This is a genomic window from Rhizobium sp. P43, from assembly GCF_056730705.1.
In genome coordinates, this window is the sequence record NZ_CM161539.1 from 2,273,196 (window position 1) to 2,289,972 (window position 16,777).

Annotated in this window: 19 protein-coding genes; 3 read left to right on the forward strand and 16 right to left on the reverse strand. The window is 64.2% G+C overall.

Going from position 1 to position 16,777, the window contains the following annotated elements; all coding sequences use genetic code 11:
- Nucleotides 1-43: 43 nt before the first annotated feature.
- Nucleotides 44-304: a CopG family ribbon-helix-helix protein gene (locus tag AC1PUL_RS11285; protein WP_480464291.1), complete on the forward strand. Its 261-nt coding sequence runs from the start codon at nucleotides 44-46 to the stop codon at nucleotides 302-304.
- A gap of 10 nt (nucleotides 305-314) precedes the next feature.
- Here AC1PUL_RS11285 and AC1PUL_RS11290 read toward each other — a convergent pair whose 3' ends face one another.
- The 13 genes from AC1PUL_RS11290 to AC1PUL_RS11350 all read right to left on the reverse strand — a co-directional run bounded on the left by AC1PUL_RS11290 (nucleotide 315) and on the right by AC1PUL_RS11350 (nucleotide 13,172).
- Nucleotides 315-758 carry a cytochrome c-type biogenesis protein gene (locus tag AC1PUL_RS11290; RefSeq protein WP_480464292.1) on the reverse strand — a complete coding sequence of 148 codons (444 nt, stop codon included), beginning with the start codon at nucleotides 756-758 and terminating at the stop codon, nucleotides 315-317.
- A gap of 155 nt (nucleotides 759-913) precedes the next feature.
- Complete coding sequence (locus AC1PUL_RS11295; RefSeq protein ID WP_480464293.1) at nucleotides 914-2,902, reverse strand: heme lyase CcmF/NrfE family subunit; 1,989 nt, start codon at nucleotides 2,900-2,902, stop codon at nucleotides 914-916.
- On the reverse strand, nucleotides 2,899-3,351 hold the full coding sequence (gene ccmE / locus AC1PUL_RS11300) for a cytochrome c maturation protein CcmE (RefSeq protein ID WP_480464294.1): 453 nt from the start codon (nucleotides 3,349-3,351) through the stop codon (nucleotides 2,899-2,901). The genes AC1PUL_RS11295 and ccmE overlap by 4 nt, the downstream gene beginning before the upstream one ends.
- Nucleotides 3,348-4,562 carry a c-type cytochrome biogenesis protein CcmI gene (gene ccmI / locus AC1PUL_RS11305; RefSeq protein ID WP_480464295.1) on the reverse strand — a complete coding sequence of 405 codons (1,215 nt, stop codon included), beginning with the start codon at nucleotides 4,560-4,562 and terminating at the stop codon, nucleotides 3,348-3,350. Before ccmI ends, ccmE begins: the two co-directional genes overlap by 4 nt.
- A 180-nt stretch (nucleotides 4,563-4,742) precedes the next feature.
- Nucleotides 4,743-5,150, reverse strand: a complete 408-nt coding sequence (locus AC1PUL_RS11310) for a hypothetical protein (protein WP_480468558.1) — start codon at nucleotides 5,148-5,150, stop codon at nucleotides 4,743-4,745.
- A gap of 122 nt (nucleotides 5,151-5,272) precedes the next feature.
- Nucleotides 5,273-6,667 carry an ATP-binding protein gene (locus tag AC1PUL_RS11315; RefSeq protein WP_480464296.1) on the reverse strand — a complete coding sequence of 465 codons (1,395 nt, stop codon included), beginning with the start codon at nucleotides 6,665-6,667 and terminating at the stop codon, nucleotides 5,273-5,275.
- Complete coding sequence (locus AC1PUL_RS11320) at nucleotides 6,664-7,329, reverse strand: response regulator transcription factor (RefSeq protein ID WP_102021540.1); 666 nt, start codon at nucleotides 7,327-7,329, stop codon at nucleotides 6,664-6,666. Before AC1PUL_RS11320 ends, AC1PUL_RS11315 begins: the two co-directional genes overlap by 4 nt.
- Nucleotides 7,330-7,376: 47 nt before the next feature.
- Nucleotides 7,377-7,616 carry a hypothetical protein gene (locus tag AC1PUL_RS11325; protein ID WP_480464297.1) on the reverse strand — a complete coding sequence of 80 codons (240 nt, stop codon included), beginning with the start codon at nucleotides 7,614-7,616 and terminating at the stop codon, nucleotides 7,377-7,379.
- Between the two features lie 110 nt (nucleotides 7,617-7,726).
- Nucleotides 7,727-8,239 (reverse strand): type II toxin-antitoxin system YhaV family toxin, encoded by a 513-nt coding sequence (locus AC1PUL_RS11330; RefSeq protein WP_480464298.1) that lies wholly within the window; start codon nucleotides 8,237-8,239, stop codon nucleotides 7,727-7,729.
- 3 nt (nucleotides 8,240-8,242) lie between these two features.
- Complete coding sequence (locus tag AC1PUL_RS11335; protein WP_480464299.1) at nucleotides 8,243-8,575, reverse strand: type II toxin-antitoxin system PrlF family antitoxin; 333 nt, start codon at nucleotides 8,573-8,575, stop codon at nucleotides 8,243-8,245.
- A gap of 69 nt (nucleotides 8,576-8,644) precedes the next feature.
- Nucleotides 8,645-8,854 (reverse strand): hypothetical protein, encoded by a 210-nt coding sequence (locus AC1PUL_RS11340; RefSeq protein WP_480464300.1) that lies wholly within the window; start codon nucleotides 8,852-8,854, stop codon nucleotides 8,645-8,647.
- Between the two features lie 23 nt (nucleotides 8,855-8,877).
- Nucleotides 8,878-12,654, reverse strand: coding sequence for a baseplate multidomain protein megatron (locus tag AC1PUL_RS11345; protein ID WP_480464301.1), 3,777 nt, complete (start codon nucleotides 12,652-12,654; stop codon nucleotides 8,878-8,880).
- Nucleotides 12,655-12,656: 2 nt separating this feature from the next.
- A complete protein-coding gene (locus AC1PUL_RS11350; protein WP_480464302.1) occupies nucleotides 12,657-13,172 on the reverse strand; it encodes an NlpC/P60 family protein in 516 nt (171 codons plus the stop codon).
- 295 nt (nucleotides 13,173-13,467) lie between these two features.
- On the opposite strand from AC1PUL_RS11350, the gene AC1PUL_RS11355 reads away from it, so the two are divergent.
- Both AC1PUL_RS11355 and AC1PUL_RS11360 read left to right on the forward strand, forming a co-directional pair.
- Nucleotides 13,468-13,728 carry a CopG family ribbon-helix-helix protein gene (locus AC1PUL_RS11355; RefSeq protein WP_480464303.1) on the forward strand — a complete coding sequence of 87 codons (261 nt, stop codon included), beginning with the start codon at nucleotides 13,468-13,470 and terminating at the stop codon, nucleotides 13,726-13,728.
- Nucleotides 13,728-14,036, forward strand: coding sequence for a type II toxin-antitoxin system RelE/ParE family toxin (locus AC1PUL_RS11360; RefSeq protein WP_480464304.1), 309 nt, complete (start codon nucleotides 13,728-13,730; stop codon nucleotides 14,034-14,036). Before AC1PUL_RS11355 ends, AC1PUL_RS11360 begins: the two co-directional genes overlap by 1 nt.
- A gap of 293 nt (nucleotides 14,037-14,329) precedes the next feature.
- On the opposite strand, the gene AC1PUL_RS11365 is transcribed toward AC1PUL_RS11360, so the two are convergent.
- From AC1PUL_RS11365 to AC1PUL_RS11375, 3 genes are all read right to left on the reverse strand, one after another.
- Complete coding sequence (locus AC1PUL_RS11365) at nucleotides 14,330-15,226, reverse strand: DUF2163 domain-containing protein (protein WP_480464305.1); 897 nt, start codon at nucleotides 15,224-15,226, stop codon at nucleotides 14,330-14,332.
- On the reverse strand, nucleotides 15,223-15,855 hold the full coding sequence (locus tag AC1PUL_RS11370; protein ID WP_480464306.1) for a phage distal tail protein, Rcc01695 family: 633 nt from the start codon (nucleotides 15,853-15,855) through the stop codon (nucleotides 15,223-15,225). The genes AC1PUL_RS11365 and AC1PUL_RS11370 overlap by 4 nt, the downstream gene beginning before the upstream one ends.
- Before the next feature lie 251 nt (nucleotides 15,856-16,106).
- Nucleotides 16,107-16,691, reverse strand: coding sequence for an NUDIX hydrolase (locus tag AC1PUL_RS11375; protein WP_480464307.1), 585 nt, complete (start codon nucleotides 16,689-16,691; stop codon nucleotides 16,107-16,109).
- Nucleotides 16,692-16,777: the final 86 nt, after the last annotated feature.

The window sequence follows — 16,777 nt, forward strand, 5'->3', positions numbered from 1 at the left end:
ATGAGAGATGCTATCTTCTGTATTACAAACGGAGTGAAAAGCGATGCGGAAACAGCAGTTATCCGATCCGATCACACTGAGGTTACCTCTCGACCTTCTGGCCGAAATCGAGGCCGTAGCCGGTGCCTGCGAACGCAGCCGCAGCTGGGTCATGGTGCGGGCGCTGAAGGCCTACATGGCCCAGGAAGGGCGCGAGATCCAGGAGATCGCACAGGCACGCAAGGCGGTCGCCGATGGTGAAGGGTCGGACGCCGATGAAGTACTCGCCGAGCTTGACGCCATCATCAAGGGTGCTGCGGCGTGAACGCCCCCTATCACTCCGCGTCCAGCACCTTCCTCAGCCGCGCTTCCTCTTCCGGTGAGAGCTTGATCAAAGGCTGCGCCGCGCGCCGCCGGGTGTAGACCACGGCAACAATCAATCCGACGATCGCAAGGGCCGCCGGTGCGCCCCAGAGCGCGATCGTACGGATGCTGAGCCGCGGCTTCAGTAGTACGAATTCGCCGTAGCGCGACACGACATAGTCGAGCACCTGCTCGTCCGTATCGCCATTCACCAGACGCTCGCGCACCACCACGCGGAGGTCGCGCGCCAGCTCGGCATTCGAATCGTCGATCGACTGGTTCTGGCAGACCATGCAGCGCAATTCGGCCGAAAGCGCGCGCGCCCGCTGTTCCAGCGCGGGATCGGCAAGGATCTCGTCGGGATTGACCGCAAAGGCATGGATCGGGGTGAGGAGAAGGGTGAGGACCAGCAACATGCGCCGTAGCGGAAGACGTGCCCACCCCTCATCCGGCTGCCGCCACCTTCTCCCCGCAGGCGGGGAGAAGGCCGAAGCCGCAAGCGCTTGCCGTTCCCTCTCCCCGCCTGCGGGGAGAGGGTTAGGGTGAGGGGCAATCTTCTCAAACCACACGCTCACTCCGCAGCCTCCAGCACCGGCTTTGCCGAAATCTTCGCCCGCTTCGGCGCACCGACCCGCAGGCGGCGATCCGACAGCGACACCACGCCACCGATCATCATCACGATCGTGCCGTACCAGATGCAGAGGATCCAGGGTTTCCACCAGATGCGCACGACGATGCCGCCATTGGCCATGGGGTCACCGAGCGAGACATAGAGCTGGCTCAGGCCGAAGGTGACGATGCCGGCTTCCGTGGTCGGCATCTGGCGCGCGGTGTAAAGCCGCTTCGACGACCAGACATCGGCCACTTCGACGCCACCCTCACGGATGGTGAAATGTCCCTGGTCTTCGGTGAAGTTCGGTCCGGTCGCCGCACGAATGCCGTCGAAGGTCACGACATATCCGCCGGCCTCCGCCGTCATGCCGGGCTTCATCTCGACGACGGTCTCCGTCTCGAAGGTGGTAACGGCAACGACGCCGAGCACGGTGATGCCAAGGCCCAAATGCGCAAGCGCCGTGCCGAAGGCCGAGCGGGGCAGGCCCTTGAGGCGGCTCCAGGCCGTCGACAGCGGATGCTTGCCAAAACCTGCCCGATACCAGAGATCGGCAATCGCGCCACCCATGACGAAGAAGGCCAGCGCCAGACCGCCAACCGCCATAACCGGGCCGCCGTTCTGGGCGTACCAGAAGCCAAGCCCGATCACGAGCGAAGCCGCTGCCGCCACATAAAGACGCTGCAGGGCACCCAGGACGTCGCCGCGCTTCCAGGCAAGGAAGGGCCCAAAGGGCACGGCCAGCAAAAGCGGGATCATCAGAAGCCCGAAGGTAATGTTGAAGAAGGGCGGGCCGACGGAGATCTTCTCCCCGGTGATCGTCTCCAGCAACAGCGGATAGAGCGTGCCGATCAGGACCGAAGCCGTCGAGACCGTCAGGATCAGGTTGTTGAGGACGAGCGCGCCTTCGCGCGAGATCGGCTGGAACAGGCCACCCGCCTTCAACATCGGCGCGCGCAGCGCAAACAGTGTAAAGGCGCCGCCGATGAAGACGACGAGAATGCCGAGGATGAAGACGCCACGGCTCGGATCGGTCGCAAAGGCATGCACCGAAGTCAAAACGCCGGACCGCACCAGGAAGGTACCCAGCAGCGACAGCGAGAAGGCGATGATCGCCAGCAGCACCGTCCAGATCTTCAAGGCGTCGCGCTTTTCCATCACCAGCGCCGAGTGCAGCAGCGCGGTGCCCGCCAGCCAGGGCATAAAGGAGGCGTTTTCGACCGGGTCCCAGAACCACCAGCCACCCCAGCCGAGCTCGTAATAGGCCCAGTAGGAGCCCATCGAAATGCCGGCCGTCAGGAAGACCCAGGCAGCCAGCGTCCAGGGCCGCACCCAGCGCGCCCAGGCGGCGTCAATGCGGCCATCCATCAGCGCGGCGATGGCGAAGGAGAAGCAGACGGAGAAGCCGACATAGCCGAGATAGAGAAGCGGCGGATGGATGGCGAGCCCGATATCCTGCAGCACCGGGTTGAGGTCCTGGCCCTCCGCCGGGATCGGCGACAGGCGGATGAAGGGGTTCGATGTCAGGAGGATGAACAGCGTGAAGGCGGTGGTGATCCAGGCCTGCACCGCCAGCACATTGGCCTTCAACCGGTCCGGCAAATTGGTGCCGAAGAAGGCGACCATGGCGCTGAAGAAGGCAAGGATCAGCACCCAGAGCAGCATCGACCCTTCATGGTTTCCCCAGACGCCCGAGACCTTGTAGATCATCGGTTTCAGCGAATGGGAGTTCTGATAGACGTTCTGCACCGAGAAGTCGGAGACGACGTAGCCATAGGTCAAAACGGCGAAGGAGAAGCCGACCAGCAGAAGGGTGGCATAGGTGCCGGTGGTACCGACCGCCATCATCGCCGCATCGCCGCGGCGCGCGCCGATCACCGGCAGGATCGACACGACAAGACAGGTCGCAAGCGCGAGGACAAGGGCATAATGGCCAAGCTCTATGATCATTGGATCTGTTCCTTGCCGCTGAGTTCCACCCCTTGCGCCTTCAGACGATCCGCAACATCCTTCGGCATGTAATTCTCGTCATGCTTGGCCAGCACGGTATCGGCGACGAAGACCTGGCCCATGCCCTCGAAACGGCCCTCGGCCACGACCCCCTGCCCTTCGCGGAAGAGATCGGGAAGGATGCCCGTATAGGTCACCGGCAGCTCTTTCAGCGTATCGGTCACGGTAAAGGTCACCGTCGAGCCCTCGCCACGCACCACCGAGCCCGCCTCGACGAGACCACCAAGCCGGATGCGGGTCCCGGGCTGCACGTCGGATTCGGCAAGATCGGCAGGCACGTAGAAATAGGCGATCGACTGGCCGAAAGCGAACATCACCAGAAGCACGGCCGTCAGAATAAAACTCATGCCGCCGGCGATGACAGCCAGGCGTTTCTGTTTGCGGGTCATTGGCTCACCTCCTCGACATCAAGGCCGAGTTCCCTTGCCATGGCGATCAGCTGCTGGCCCTGGGCGCCCTCAGCCGGGAAAGCCTTCAGGCCCTCCTGCAGCGCGGCTTCCGCCCGTTCCATATCCTTCAGCATGGCATAGGAGCGGACGAGCCGCATCCAGCCTTCGAAATTGTTGGGATCTTCCTTCAGCCGCGCATCGAGGCTTGCCACCATGCCGCGGATCATCTCGCTGCGATCCGCCTCGGACATTGCTTGCGCGTTGGCAACATCTGCGGCTGTCGGGTTGCCTGGCGCGGCAGGATTTGTCTGCGCTCCGGCCGTTTGCGTCGGCGCCGGCTGATTGGCCAATGGCCCGCCTTCGCTGTTGGCGGCGATGTGCTGATTGACCAGCGGCATCCAGGGTGCCGTCGGCGGAGAGGCCTTGGCGATGTCCTGGAAGGCGGCCAGCGCTTCCGCCCGACGACCGGATTGCTCGAGAGCCAGAGCCAGATAGAAATCGGCACGCGGATTGTTGGGCTCGATCTTCAAGGCCGCCTGGAATGCCATCTGGGCATCATCCGTCACGATCCCGTCATTGCGCACGACAATCGTCTCGCCAAGCCCGCTCATCCGTTCGGAATCGGGGCCGAGAATGCGGATGGCGTTGCGGTAAGCGAGTTCGGCATCGTCATAGCGGCCGATACGGAAATAGACGGGCGCCAGGACATTCCATCCGTTGCCGTCTTCGGGTGCCGTTGCCAGATGTCGCTCGACCCTGGCAACCAACAGGTCAACATCATCGCCCGGGTCGGCCATCCGTGCCTCAAGCGGGGCGTCAGGCGTACCGGGGCTCCCAATTTCGAGATAGCCCGCCAACCCGATGACGGGAAGACAGAGCAGGATGAAGGCCTGGGACCAGGTATAGCGGCGGCGGGTCGCTGGTGCGCTGGCAGGCGCGACATCGTCCTGCGGCTCGTCACCCTCCGCCGTCTTTTCGCGGCTGGCAATCGCCAGCAATCTGCGGCCGATTTCGGCCCGGGCATAATCGGCATCCTCAGCCGAAATCAGCCCCTCCGCCTTGTCCCGCTCCAGTTCGCGCAGCTGATCACGATAGACCGCCGCCTCCCCTTCGTCATAACGCGTCGCGCGGGCCGAGGCCCGCAACAAGGGAGCCAGCAGAAGGACGGCGATGGCAACCGTCAGCAATGCAGAGATGATCCAGAACAACATGAAACTCAATTACGTCAAGGACAGTGGCTTTCCAACGGCTAAACCTCCCTTGACGGAAAGTTGAGATGTTTGGCCGCAGGAATTCTCTAATCCGTCATAACCCGCCTCCCCTTGACCCAAGTCAAGTGTTAGTGACACCATTCCGCGTCAGGTTCGTCGAAAAAATGCCAGCCTGAGCCTTCAGCTCAGCGGCGTCCAGGTGCCGTTCTCGTTGCGGCAGGCAGCACCGCGGGCCTGGCGCTCGCGACCATCCGTGAACACCTTGTGGGTAAACTGGCGGCAGTTCTGTCGGCCGACCTGATAGGGCGCAGCAGCCACCACCTCGCCGCGAACATCGCCGCTTTCCCAGGTCACAGGCTGGCCGCCAGGGGCTGCTTCGAGCGCGCGGTATTCAGCCTCCAGGGCACGCTGCGTCTCGCTACGCGACAGGTCAGCACCGGCACGCGAGACAATGCCACCTTGCAGGGCGGCGATGTAGACGGCGGAATTGGCTGCGGCATTGCGCCCGCCGCCCGAAGTGGTGCAGCCCGCAAGGGCGATCGACACGAGGCCGGTAGATACGATTATCCCGAAGCGTTTCACACCCATCAGACCGTTCCAAGTCCCGTCGATCGTTGCCGCCAGAAGGCGCATCTGACGCTTTTGCTGCCGACCGGCGTCGGCGGCTGAAAGCTGTCCTATACACCTATGTAATTTCACAGGAAAATCAATCACGCAGTGTCCTTCGTCACAGCCGGTAGGATCAACTGTGCGCGAAGCCCGCCGATTGTCGCACGCGAAAGGCCGAAAGAGCCCTGATATTCCCCGGAAATCTCCTTGACGATCGAGAGACCGAGCCCCGTGCCCGGCTTGCTCTCATCCAGTCTGCGGCCGCGTTTCAGCGCCTCGCCGATCTGTTCGGGCGCCAGCCCCGGTCCGTCATCCTCGACCACAACCTCGATCCAGCCACGCCGCCCATCGGTGACGTCATGGTCCCGCGTTGTCATGAAGGCCCGCGTCACCACCTTGGTGCGCGCAAAGCGCGAGGCGTTTTCCAGGAGATTGCCGACAACCTCCTCGACGTCCTGCTGCTCCATGGCGAAGGTGAGGTCGGGTGCGATATCCAGTTCAAAGGCAATCTCGCCATTCAACTTGCGCATCACGCGCGCCAGCCGCTCCATCACCGTCAGCGCCTCGGTACGGGCCAGCACGCTGTCGCGCTGGGCAGCGATCCGGGCCCTATTCAGATAGGAGGTCACCTGCGCCTGCATCGCCTCGGCCTGGGCGGCGATCACCTCGGCATGGGTCTTGTCGAGCGTGCGCGCCTCGTTGACCAGCACGGCAATCGGCGTCTTCAGCGAATGCGCGAGATTGCCGACCTGCATTCTGGCGCGTTCGACGATACGCCTGTTGCTGTCGATCAGCGCGTTGATTTCGCTCGCGAGCGGCTGCACCTCACTTGGAAAATCGCCCTCGATCCGCTCGGCCTCACCGCGGCGGATGCGCTCCAGCGCCCGGCGGGCGCGATCAAGCGGCTTCAACCCGTAGAGAATGGCAAGCCCGTTGACGATCAGTCCGCCAATACCGACCACGGCCAATGCCGCATAAAGCCGGCTGGTGAAGAAGGCGATTTCCTCTTCGATCACTTCGAGATTGCCCGAGACCCGGAAGCGGGCTGCCCGTCCCTGATCGTCGAGGACGACTTCCGTCTCAGCCACTCGGATGTGGTTACCCACATCATCGACCATTTCGTAATAGCGCTCGTAATTCTGATCAAAGGGAGTGAGATCGACGTCGGGAACGGCGAGATTGGCAACGCCCAGCGAGGCGGAGGCAAGCGGTGCTGTGGCATAATTGCCAAGCGGCTCGACCAGCCAGTACCAGCCGGTGGCGGGCTGGGAAAATCTGAGATCGCCAAGCGCCGGCGAACCGGTCAGGCTGTCGCCGTCCCCGATCGAGACGGAATTGACGACGTTATAGAGCTGGGCACGCAGGAGATTGTTGAAGCCGCGTTCGACGCCCTGCCGGTAGAGGGCGGAAATCGCCACCGCGATCGTCACAAGACCGAGCGCCGACCAGAGGGTGGCCAGCAGCAGGACGCGCGCGGTGAGCGAGCGGATCTTCATTTCGCAGGAGCTTGGATGCGATAGCCGAGGCCGCGGACCGTTTCGATCATATCGACGCCGAGCTTCTTGCGCAGGCGCCCGACAAAGACCTCGATCGTGTTGGAATCGCGGTCGAAATCCTGGTCGTAGAGATGCTCGACCAGTTCGGTGCGGGAGACGACCTCGCCCATGTGGTGCATGAGATAGGACAAGAGCCGGTATTCATGCGAGGTCAGCTTCAGCGTCACGCCCTCAACGGTCGCCTTGGAGCTCTTGGTGTCGAGCCTGACCGGACCACAGACGATTTCCGAGGAGGCATGGCCCGCCGCCCGGCGGATCAGCGCGCGGATGCGGGCGAGCACTTCTTCAACATGGAAGGGCTTGGTCACGTAATCGTCGGCGCCGGCATCGATGCCGGCCACCTTGTCCGACCAGCGGTCGCGGGCGGTGAGAATCAGCACCGGCATGACACGGCTTGCGGCCCGCCATTTTTCCAGCACGGTGATGCCGTCCATTTCGGGCAGGCCGATGTCGAGGATCACGGCGTCATAGGGCTCGGTATCGCCCAGAAAATGGCCTTCTTCGCCATCGAAAGCCTTGTCGACGACGTAGCCGGCTTCCTGCAGAGCCTCGACCAGCTGGCGGTTCAGATTGACATCGTCTTCGACGACGAGAATGCGCATGCGGTTCACCCCTCGATGCGGAGAGCCTGTTCAGTCCCTTCGGCAGGTCAACCGGCGACCCGCATCGTGACCTTGCGCGGCCGTTCGCTGCCGTTGCCCGGTACGAGCACAACGATCACGCATTCACCGCCCGATTCGTGCACGGAAAGCAACTGGCCGCCGACTTCGGCAACCACGCGTTCCGCAGCCTGCCTGCAGTCCGCCGCCACGGCATCGCTCCCGATCGCCGGCAGAGCCGCCACGGTCACGGCCAATGCCAGGCCCGTGTTTTTCATGAATGATGCCATTGCTGCTTCTTCTTGGATGACGTCCACTCTTGCAAATTATGTACCGCAAGGCGTCTGAATGGCAAATGAATGGTCTGTAATCGCAAGTGCGCAGCCCCGGTTTCCAAAGGTTATTCCCTGTCGTTTTGCAACTTCAATGACACCAATGCCAAGGATTCGAGGCGCCGAACGACGGCATCGCTCGACGCAGCATCAAGCAGCTGACCCCAGCTGTCGGGCGGGTTTCCATCCTCCAGCATGGCACGAAACACGGCATAGGCGTCGTTGCGCGAGCCATAGGTGCGCAAGGTCTCCGCGTCATTGACCCACGCAAATACAATCACTTTTGCCGCCGCATTGAAGCGAAAGAACAGCCGGAAGCGGCCATTGCCGAACTTCGCCCGGAACCAGTGCTTTCGATCACGACCAAGCGTGCCGCCCTGGCGAAAGTGCGGACCTGTCGGATCGGTCGGAATGACTTCGAAGATCAGCCTGTGGATGGCGGCAAGAAGCTTGAAGTTGGCTGCAGACCGGAACGTCGCGGGCTTTTTCGCTGCCTCCCTTTCGACGGCAGCCGTCAAGCGCTCCAGTTGATCGAGAAACAGAGGATGTGCCCTGATAATCCAGCCATTGATCGTCTCCATCGCTCAGAGATCGACCTCACCCTCAATCGGGGCGTCAAGATCGATCTCAGAACCAGCCGTCAATGCTGCGATTCTGTCCCTCAGGCCAGGCGGGATCTGTTCGAAGGCCTGAGACGGCCTTGCTGCCATGTCCCTGGCCAGGACATCGAGGAAGCCGTCCAGAACAGGATCCTCCTCCTCAGCATCATCCCGTTCGACGATGACCCGGTTCTTCTCATCCAGGCTAAAAGCGATCCGACCACCATACTCCACGCCAAGTGCATCGCGGATCACTTTCGGGACTGTCGTCTGTCCCTTGTCGGTGATGGTGCTGACCTTACGAAGGATCTTGTTCATGGCGTCGGCCCTGTTTCCTACGCGCAAGGTAATGGAAATTCCTTACATCGTAAAGGGTAACACGTTCCCTCATCCGCCCACGCCCTTCGTCGCCGTCAGACGCCCATAGAGCGCCAGCAAGCCTCCGAGCGTGCCGGCAATCGTCGTCAGTGCCTCGGCGATCTCGGCCTGCTCGGCACCGCCCAATTCCAGCCCTGCCCGGCCGAGCAGCGGAGCCGCAATCGCGATCAGCGCGCCCCAGACGGTCTTCGACTGATACCAGGGTTTCATCTCCAGCATGTCTGTCTCCTCTTTGTTGAACTTCAGGTGATGGCCACCACCGCCTCCAGCGGCAGGCCCGCCGCCAGGCGCCCGAGCTGGCGGATGCGGATCGACAGCGCGGTCTGCGCGCCCCCGAAATCGGCCATTTCATCCGTCGCCTGATAGAGATGCACGGCCTCGGTCACCTCGACCGAGCGAAGCACCACGCTGCCGCTCAGAATCTCCAGACGGTAGCGCTCCTCTGCCTCATCGAGCGGCACCTCGCCGTCCGTCCAGGCATCCGCCTCGATACGGCTGCGGCGTATCCAACGGATCCGGATGTCGCCCGATGGCTGCCGCATGGCCTTCGCGTGCACAGGCGAGAGCGGCGTTTCGGCCCGGAGACCGCCGGCAAAGACATGCGGTCCGGACAGGTCGGTCACCAGCCCCATCGGCTCTAGGATCCAGTTCTGCGCCGCCCCGCGCTCGGCATTCACCAGGCCCATCGGCCGCACTGCCGCATCGAGCGCCACGACGTCGGCACCGACGGCAGCCCCCGCCGCCATATCAGCCTCGGTCCCGCCCAAACCGCGCAACAGTCCCGTCAGGCGAAACCGTCCCGCGCTCACTTCCTCGGCCTCAAGGAAACCCAGCACCTCAAGCCCGCCACTCGCGGCCCGGACCGCCAGCCGGTTGGCCCCCGCCAGCACCGCGTTACGACTGGCCGACGCCAGAGCACCACTCGACAGGTCCACGAGCAGGCTGTTGACCCGGTCGAAGCGCCCGACAGGCCCCGGCTCCAGTGCCTCCGCCAGCCGCCCCATGGTCGCCGGACGATCGAGGGTCAGCCGCAGCCGATAGCCCTCCATCTCCGGCGAACTGGACACCGCCAGCCGCCGCCAGGGACGGCAAATGGCTGCAACACTCGTATCACCGACATGGCTTGCGCCCTCTAGCCTTGGCAGATCGAGAAACTGCACGACCGGCGCAAAGCCCGCCGCACCGCCACCATCGACAACCCGTCCGGGTTCGACCACCGGCACGGGTGCAGTGACCTTGCCGGCAAAGGCCCTCAGCGTCAGGCGACGCTCGAAGCCCTCGTCGATCGCCTCGACCAGAAACCGCCCTGCCGGCCCCTCAGGAAAACGCAGCACATCCCCGGGCTCGACCGCAATGTCCTGCGGCCCAAGCGCCAGCTGAACCGTCCGCCGCGCCAGCCGGTTGTCGCGCAGCCAGCCCTCAGCGGCGGCCAGCGCCGTCTCCTCGGGCATTGCCGCCGGCAGGTCGCGCGCCAGCTGCCGATCGGTCGCCGCCTCTACGCGCCTCGACCGCACGCTCGCCTCGACATAAGCCACCGCCGGATCGTAAAAGGTCACCAGCGCTTCCGAGGCAAAATCGCTGTCATGGCCGCGCGTCTCGCTCCAGAGCGGACGGTCGGCAATGTCGGCGAGCACCGTGATCTCGCGGGCGGGGAGGCTCGCCGTCGGCCGGGTGCGGAATTTCAACCGCCCGGCATCCTCGATCACGTCGATCTGGAAGAGCTCGAGCAGCGGCTCGATCAGCTCCCGCGCAGAGGTCAGATCCCCCTTCACATAGCCGCCGAGATCACCCGCCACCTCCGAAACGTCGAAATCGATAAACCCGTGATCCCTCAGGATCGCCGCGATGGTGTCGGCGAGCGTCGCCGTGCCCAGCCGACCGTTTAGCCAATGCCCTGTGCGCCAGTTTGCACCGTCGGCCCAGAGCGCCGTATTCTGCGGAAAGGCCGGATGGGGCCGCGCATCCCAGGTCCAGGCATAGAGCCTCTCCGGATCGACCATGCCGTCCGCTGCCCTTTCCTGCCAGTGCGTCAGATGCGCGTCGAGAAACTGGCGTTGCTGGCTGTCGCTGCGCAGCCCCGCCGAAAAGTAGGGCCTGCCACTTTCTGCCGATTTCGCATCGACAAAGATGTTCGGCTGGTTCGCCCCCTTGTCGACCGCGCCGCAACCGACTTCGGTCATCCAGATGGGTTTCATCCGGGGCACCCAGGCCGTGGGCGTCGCCTGCTCGACGCCGCCGATTCGGTTGAAATGCTGTTGCTCCCACCAGGATTTCAGATCCTTGAACCTGAAGACCCAGGGCTTGCCATAGGCGCCATCGGTGATTGGCGTCCTCACCCGGGCGCTGCGGTCCGCCACACCCGCATAAAACCAGTCGAAGCCCTCGCCCGACGCCAGCGCACGGGCAAAACCCTCGGCATCGTCGGCTCCTGTAAACCCGTCCGGGCTTTCGGCTTCCAGATCCTCGTCCCGCCAGTCGGCGAGCGGCATGTAATTGTCGATCCCGACAGCCGTCACATCCGGGCTCGCCCAGAGCGGATCGAGATGGAAGAAGACATCGCCCGAGCCATCCGCCGGCTGGTGGCCGAAATATTCGGTCCAGTCGGCCCCGTAGGAGATCGCCGTCGAACTGCCGAGAATGCCGCGCACCTCACCGGCGAGTGCCACCAGCGCCTCGACGAAAGGAAAGGCGTTTGCCCCGTCCCGCAGCGTCGTCAGCCCGCGCAGTTCCGAGCCGAGCAGGAAGGCTTCGACGCCACCCGCCTGAGCGGCGAGCGCTGCATAATGCAGCACGAGGCGCCGATAGCCCTCGCTGCGGTTGACGAAGGTCGACACCTGCGCCCGCGCCGAGGCCGTCTTGTCGGCGCCCGGCGGAAAACAGGTGATCCGCCCCCGCCAGGGATAGGCGCCCTGCTCGGCCCCGCCATAGGGGTCGGGCAGGCCGTTGCCTGAGGGAATATCCATCAGCACGAAGGGGTAGAGCGTCACCTTCAGCCCGCGCGCCTTCAAATCGCGGATCGCCTCGATCACGCTCTCGTCGCTGGGAGAGCCGCCATAGGCCGGGCCGCCGGCGTGGCGGGAGACGACGTGAGCCTCGCCTCTGCCAATGCCCGCGACACTCCAGGGCCGGCTTTCCTCGTTGCGATAGGTCACCTCGACGCCCGGCAGCACCCGGCAGTCGCCGGCGCGCAAATCCGTGCCGAACCAGGCGACAACCAGTGCCACGCTTTCAAGGTTCGGGCAGAGCGCCTGCAACTCGTCCAGCGAGGCCTGCCAGTCGGTGGCCGCAACCAGCGTGTTGCGGTTCAGCCAGCGCTTTGCGCCCTCACTTGGCACATCCGAAATCCTGACCGTCGCATAGCCATGCTCGGTCGCGCCGGGGATCATGGTGACCGCCCGGATATTCTCCTCCAGCGATCCGACGGGTCTGATGACCTCGAACTGGATCAGCGGAATACGATTGCCGAAATCATCGAGCGGCAGCCGTTCGAAGACGACATAGGCGAGGCCGCGATAGGCCGGCGCATGGGTTGCCCCCTGCTTGGCCGCGATCAGCGGATCGGCGGGCTGGCTCTCTGTGCCGCGATAGACCCGCATCTCGATTTCGGTGAGATCAAGCTCGCGCCCGTCTGCCCAGACCCGCCGCACACCGGCGATCGGCCCTTCGCAGAGCCCGAGCGCCAGATTGGCATAGTAGCGATAGGTCGTCGTGCGCGTGCCGCCGGAGGATTTGCCACCGGTCCGCTCGGTCACCGTCTCCTCCTCGAAACGCGTCGCCCAGATCAGCGTGCCACCCAGCCGCGCCGTGCCATAGAGCCTCGGGATAACAGTGCCTTCGCTCGCCCCGGAAAGCCGCGCGGAGGAGAGCCGCGCCCCATTCACCTCCCGCGTGCCGCTCAACAGGCTGCGGTCGATCATACCGCCGGCCAGCGCGCCGGCCGCCTGGCCGATCACCGCGCCCACGGGTCCGAAGACCGAACCGAGGGCAGCCCCCGCCGCCTGCAGAAGAATGGTCGCCATCGTCAGATCCTTTCGGGAAAGCGATAGATGCCGGCAATCTTGCGCCGCCAGCCGGGCACGAGCGCCGACAGCGTCACGGCCGACTGCTCATAGGCGTGGATGAAGGCATTGGGAGGCGGTTGACTGCGCGCGCATTCCGCCGAAAACTGCCGGCCCGCGACGCCCATCGCCCCGCCGCCCCCTTCCAAAGCCATGCAGGCCAATATCCCCGCATGTTTTGCCGCCAGATGCGGCCGAAAGCGAAACAGCACGAGATCGCCGGGCCGGCTCTGTCCAAAAGAAGAGACCGCCAGAAAATGCCGCTCGGCAGCCCCAATCAACCGCTCCTCCCCCGCCCGCTCCGCCCAATCGGGCGCATAGGCCGGCACCACCTCCGGCTCCCCCCCATAAAGCTCCCGCCAGATCCCGCGGATCAGCCCCAGACAATCGCACCCCACCCCCCTCGTCGATCCCTGATGCCGATAGGGCGTGCCGATCCAGGTCCCGGCAATGGCCAGAACGTCTGTGTTGATGGACATGAGAGGGCTCCGGGGTGGGAGATGGGAATGGGAAGCGGTGGGTTTGGAAATGGCGATGCAGGGAACGGGCAAGCGACGCGAGGGCAGCGGCAAAGGCCCGCGCAGCCCTTCCCCCTCACCCTGAGGCACCCTCGCTCCGCGAGGGCCTCGAAGGGTCGAGGCCAAGAACTGCATCCTTCGAGGCCCCTGCTTGCGCAGGGAGCGTCTCAGGATGAGGGCTGCCCCTCGCGCGATGTCCCTTCAACCGGCGTCCAATTCGTATTACACTGTAGTGCCGATTGTCTGGAGGTTCACCATGACCAAACCAACTCTGTCTGATCCGATCACGCTCCGGATACCCGAGGATGTGCTCGCCGACATCGAGACAATCGCGCAGGCAACCGAGCGCTCACGCAGTTGGGTCATAGTCCGGGCGCTCAGAACCTATCTCCAGCAGGAGGGGGCAGAGATCATCGCCTATAGACGCGGTCTCGACGACGTGGCGGCTGGAGAGGTCGAAGATCTGGACGAGGTATTCAACGACCTTAAACGCATCGCCTCCGACAAGGTCGCCTGATGCGCGTTTTCCTTTCGAAATCGGCAGCAGGCTGGCTTCGAACGGAATTGCGCTACCTGCAGCAGCGAAACCCCGCCGCAGCACAAAACGTCATTTCGCGCATCTCGGAGGCAAAGCTCGTCCTTGGGGCTCATCCCGAAGCCGGCCCGGTTGCCCGAAGCCTACCCGTTCCGGGCGCCCGAACCTTCGTCATGGGCGACTACCTGCTCGACTACCTGATTGAGCCCGAACGCATCGTTATCGTCACGATCCGCCATGGACGCATGCGCCCTCCGGATCTAACCCTTGAGGCGGATCCGGAGGAATGAGGGCAAGACATCGGTGTGGGAACGCGGCCCTTTCCCCTCACCCTGAGGCGCCCTCGCCCCGCGAGGGCCTCGAAGGGTCGAGGCCACGACGATTAGGTTTTCCCAAGGCCGCCGCCTGGATTGAGTTCGAGGCTCTTGCCCCTCACCCTGCCCTCTCCCCGCAGGCGGGGAGAGGGAGGCACACGCGGTTGCCATCTCCCCGCCTGCTCCCTGCTTGCGGGGAGAAGGTGCCGGCAGGCGGATGAGGGGCAAGCGCAGGCAGGGCTGCCCCTTCCTGCGAAGAGCCTTGGCCCTCACCGATAGAGCACCCCTCCATCATGGGTGCTGTCGCCGCTGACATAGGAATAGGCAAAGTCGCTGCCCGGCATATGCGGAAAACCGCGGAAATTCAGGGAATTGCCGAAGCGTGTTCGACAGGTTGCAAAACTCTTGTCGCAGCCGACCGTCAGCGTCACGGCATCGCCCGCCGCCGGCCTTGCCTCCAGCGGCAGCCAAAGCCGGAGCGTCACGAGACCACCCATGGCTGCCCCGCTTTCCTCGATCGCCAGTCGCCGGCCCAACAGCCGCCCCGCGTCAAACCGCATATGCCCGAGCCGGAAATGTCCTTCGGCCAGATCCGGAAGCCCCGACACGGTCAGCCGATCCGCCGAGAACACTTCGGCCACGACGCCAGACACCCGACGATTGCCCAGATCCATATCCACCCGGCATCTCGCATCGCCGAGATCGGCATCGCAGCGGCGGTTGTAGATCCGCCCCTCCGGTTGCTGCAAACGGTGCGCAAAGCTCCTGAGCTCCGCCGAAAAGCCCGGCCCCGCCCGGCTCACCTCGCCGATCTCCTGCACCGTCACAAGCGCATGCTGGTCCTCTGCCGCCTGCCAGTTGACGAGGAAGCATTCGACCCGCGCGCCGTCATAGCGCCCGGCTGCAAGATCCGCTTCCGTAATCGCCTCGCTCGAAAACCCGCCGCTCACCTCGGCACCGGGCGCCGCCAGCCCGCTTGCGCTACTCGCCTCGGTCGCCGCAAAACCGGTCCCCGGTTCGAAGCGTGTCCCGGCGAAGACAAGCACCTGGTCGTGCTCGGTCAAGCCGAGCCGAAAGCCGTCGCGGCAGGTCACCCGCCAGGCGCGGCACAGCGTCGTCTCAGCCGTCGCCAGATGCGCGGCAAGCGCTTGGGGTAACCGTTTCATGGGATCACCTCGATCAGCGGAATGGAGGGAATGCGCCCGGCGCGAAAGGCTTCGAGATCGATCTCGATCCGGTCGGTGTCGAACCGCACCGGCACGTCATAGTCGAAGCCCGCCCGGATCTCCGTGCCCACATCAGGCACATGCCCGGCCGAAAATGTCACAATCCCGGTCGCCGCATCGCAGCTGAAACCCTCGGTCACCTCGACACCATCGAGCGCGATCCGCACCGACCCCGCCACCGGCTTCACCACCGGCCGCCGCTCTACCGCCGCGCCATCGCCATAGGCCTTCACCAGCTGAAACGCCAAGGTCTGACCGTCGCCTGTCCCGATCCACTGATCGAGCGCCGTCACCGCCTCGCCCGGCCGGGCCGACGAGCCATCGACGGGATCGCGAAACCGGAACCCATGCAGCTGCCCGCCGCGTGCCTCGAAGAATTCCAGCACGGCATAGAGATCGCCGACCGAGCGCACCGCCGTGCCGACATCGTAGCGGCGTCTCGAAAACCGCCAGCGCCGATTGCGCGCCTCGCGCCCGTTCGACAGCGACACAATATCCGTCTGCCGCCCCGGCCCGCCGCTCGATGTCAGCGACAGACGCAGCGGAAAACGCTGTTCATGAAAGGCCATGGCAGGCTCCGTTCGATGATGTGTGAGGATGGGATGCTTCGAGGCCCGCTGAAGCGGGCACCTCAGCATGAGGGCGGTGCCGACATCCGTGAGGATTGAGACTGCCGACGCCGGCCGCAGTCCGCTCTCCCCCCCGTGTGGGGGAGATGTCGGCGCAGCCGACAGAAGGGGGTGCCCCACCTTAAAGAATGCCCCTCATCCTGAGGCGCCCGCGCCCCGCGCGGGCCTCGAAGGATCGCGTTCCTTGCGCCCTACGACCTGGCTTCCCGGCCGCGGGGCACGGTCGTCAGATAGCCGGCAGCGATCAGGGCCGAATGCAATGAAGAGACATGCAGGGCCTGTTCCAGCAACCCGCCGACGATCCCATCGAGTTCGTCGATCAGGCTCACCAGCTCAACCGTCAGGCCTTCCTCGCCCGTCTCCAACTGCGGGGTGGCAATCCGCACGGCCCCCTCGGCGAGAAAGGTGTGAAGCCTGTTGGTCTGCAGGGCCGGATTGGGGAAGCGCGTGGCGACCAATTGAAAGCGTGACGCGGTATAGCCGGTTTCCTCCAGCAATTCCCGTCGCGCAGCCGCTTCGAGATCCCGGTCCAGCGGGTCCACCGCACCGCCCGGCAATTCCAGGAAAGTCCGCCCGGCCGCATGCCGATATTGCCGTGTCAGCACCAGATTTTGGTCTTCGGTGATGGCAACGATATTCACCCAGTCAGGATAGGAGATCACATAATAGGGATCGATCTCGTGTCCCTCAGGGGTCTCACAGGTCTCGGCGCGCAGGTCAATCCAGCGATCCCTGACGACCTCCCGAACCTGGCGAACCCTCCACTTCCCGTCCATGCCCATCTCCCTGCGAAACGAGCAATCGTAGGCGCAATGCCCACGCTTTCGCAAACGCTCCCCGCTACAGACGCCCTCATCCTGAG

Bases quoted from the DNA above. Each gene is read 5' to 3' on its own strand.
- AC1PUL_RS11285 (WP_480464291.1), top strand. From the start codon at position 44: ATGCGGAAACAGCAGTTATCCGATCCGATCACACTGAGGTTACCTCTC.
- AC1PUL_RS11290 (WP_480464292.1), bottom strand. From the start codon at position 758: ATGTTGCTGGTCCTCACCCTTCTCCTCACCCCGATCCATGCCTTTGCG.
- AC1PUL_RS11295 (WP_480464293.1), bottom strand. From the start codon at position 2,902: ATGATCATAGAGCTTGGCCATTATGCCCTTGTCCTCGCGCTTGCGACC.
- ccmE (WP_480464294.1), bottom strand. From the start codon at position 3,351: ATGACCCGCAAACAGAAACGCCTGGCTGTCATCGCCGGCGGCATGAGT.
- ccmI (WP_480464295.1), bottom strand. From the start codon at position 4,562: ATGTTGTTCTGGATCATCTCTGCATTGCTGACGGTTGCCATCGCCGTC.
- AC1PUL_RS11310 (WP_480468558.1), bottom strand. From the start codon at position 5,150: ATGGGTGTGAAACGCTTCGGGATAATCGTATCTACCGGCCTCGTGTCG.
- AC1PUL_RS11315 (WP_480464296.1), bottom strand. From the start codon at position 6,667: ATGAAGATCCGCTCGCTCACCGCGCGCGTCCTGCTGCTGGCCACCCTC.
- AC1PUL_RS11320 (WP_102021540.1), bottom strand. From the start codon at position 7,329: ATGCGCATTCTCGTCGTCGAAGACGATGTCAATCTGAACCGCCAGCTG.
- AC1PUL_RS11325 (WP_480464297.1), bottom strand. From the start codon at position 7,616: ATGGCATCATTCATGAAAAACACGGGCCTGGCATTGGCCGTGACCGTG.
- AC1PUL_RS11330 (WP_480464298.1), bottom strand. From the start codon at position 8,239: ATGGAGACGATCAATGGCTGGATTATCAGGGCACATCCTCTGTTTCTC.
- AC1PUL_RS11335 (WP_480464299.1), bottom strand. From the start codon at position 8,575: ATGAACAAGATCCTTCGTAAGGTCAGCACCATCACCGACAAGGGACAG.
- AC1PUL_RS11340 (WP_480464300.1), bottom strand. From the start codon at position 8,854: ATGCTGGAGATGAAACCCTGGTATCAGTCGAAGACCGTCTGGGGCGCG.
- AC1PUL_RS11345 (WP_480464301.1), bottom strand. From the start codon at position 12,654: ATGGCGACCATTCTTCTGCAGGCGGCGGGGGCTGCCCTCGGTTCGGTC.
- AC1PUL_RS11350 (WP_480464302.1), bottom strand. From the start codon at position 13,172: ATGTCCATCAACACAGACGTTCTGGCCATTGCCGGGACCTGGATCGGC.
- AC1PUL_RS11355 (WP_480464303.1), top strand. From the start codon at position 13,468: ATGACCAAACCAACTCTGTCTGATCCGATCACGCTCCGGATACCCGAG.
- AC1PUL_RS11360 (WP_480464304.1), top strand. From the start codon at position 13,728: ATGCGCGTTTTCCTTTCGAAATCGGCAGCAGGCTGGCTTCGAACGGAA.
- AC1PUL_RS11365 (WP_480464305.1), bottom strand. From the start codon at position 15,226: ATGAAACGGTTACCCCAAGCGCTTGCCGCGCATCTGGCGACGGCTGAG.
- AC1PUL_RS11370 (WP_480464306.1), bottom strand. From the start codon at position 15,855: ATGGCCTTTCATGAACAGCGTTTTCCGCTGCGTCTGTCGCTGACATCG.
- AC1PUL_RS11375 (WP_480464307.1), bottom strand. From the start codon at position 16,691: ATGGACGGGAAGTGGAGGGTTCGCCAGGTTCGGGAGGTCGTCAGGGAT.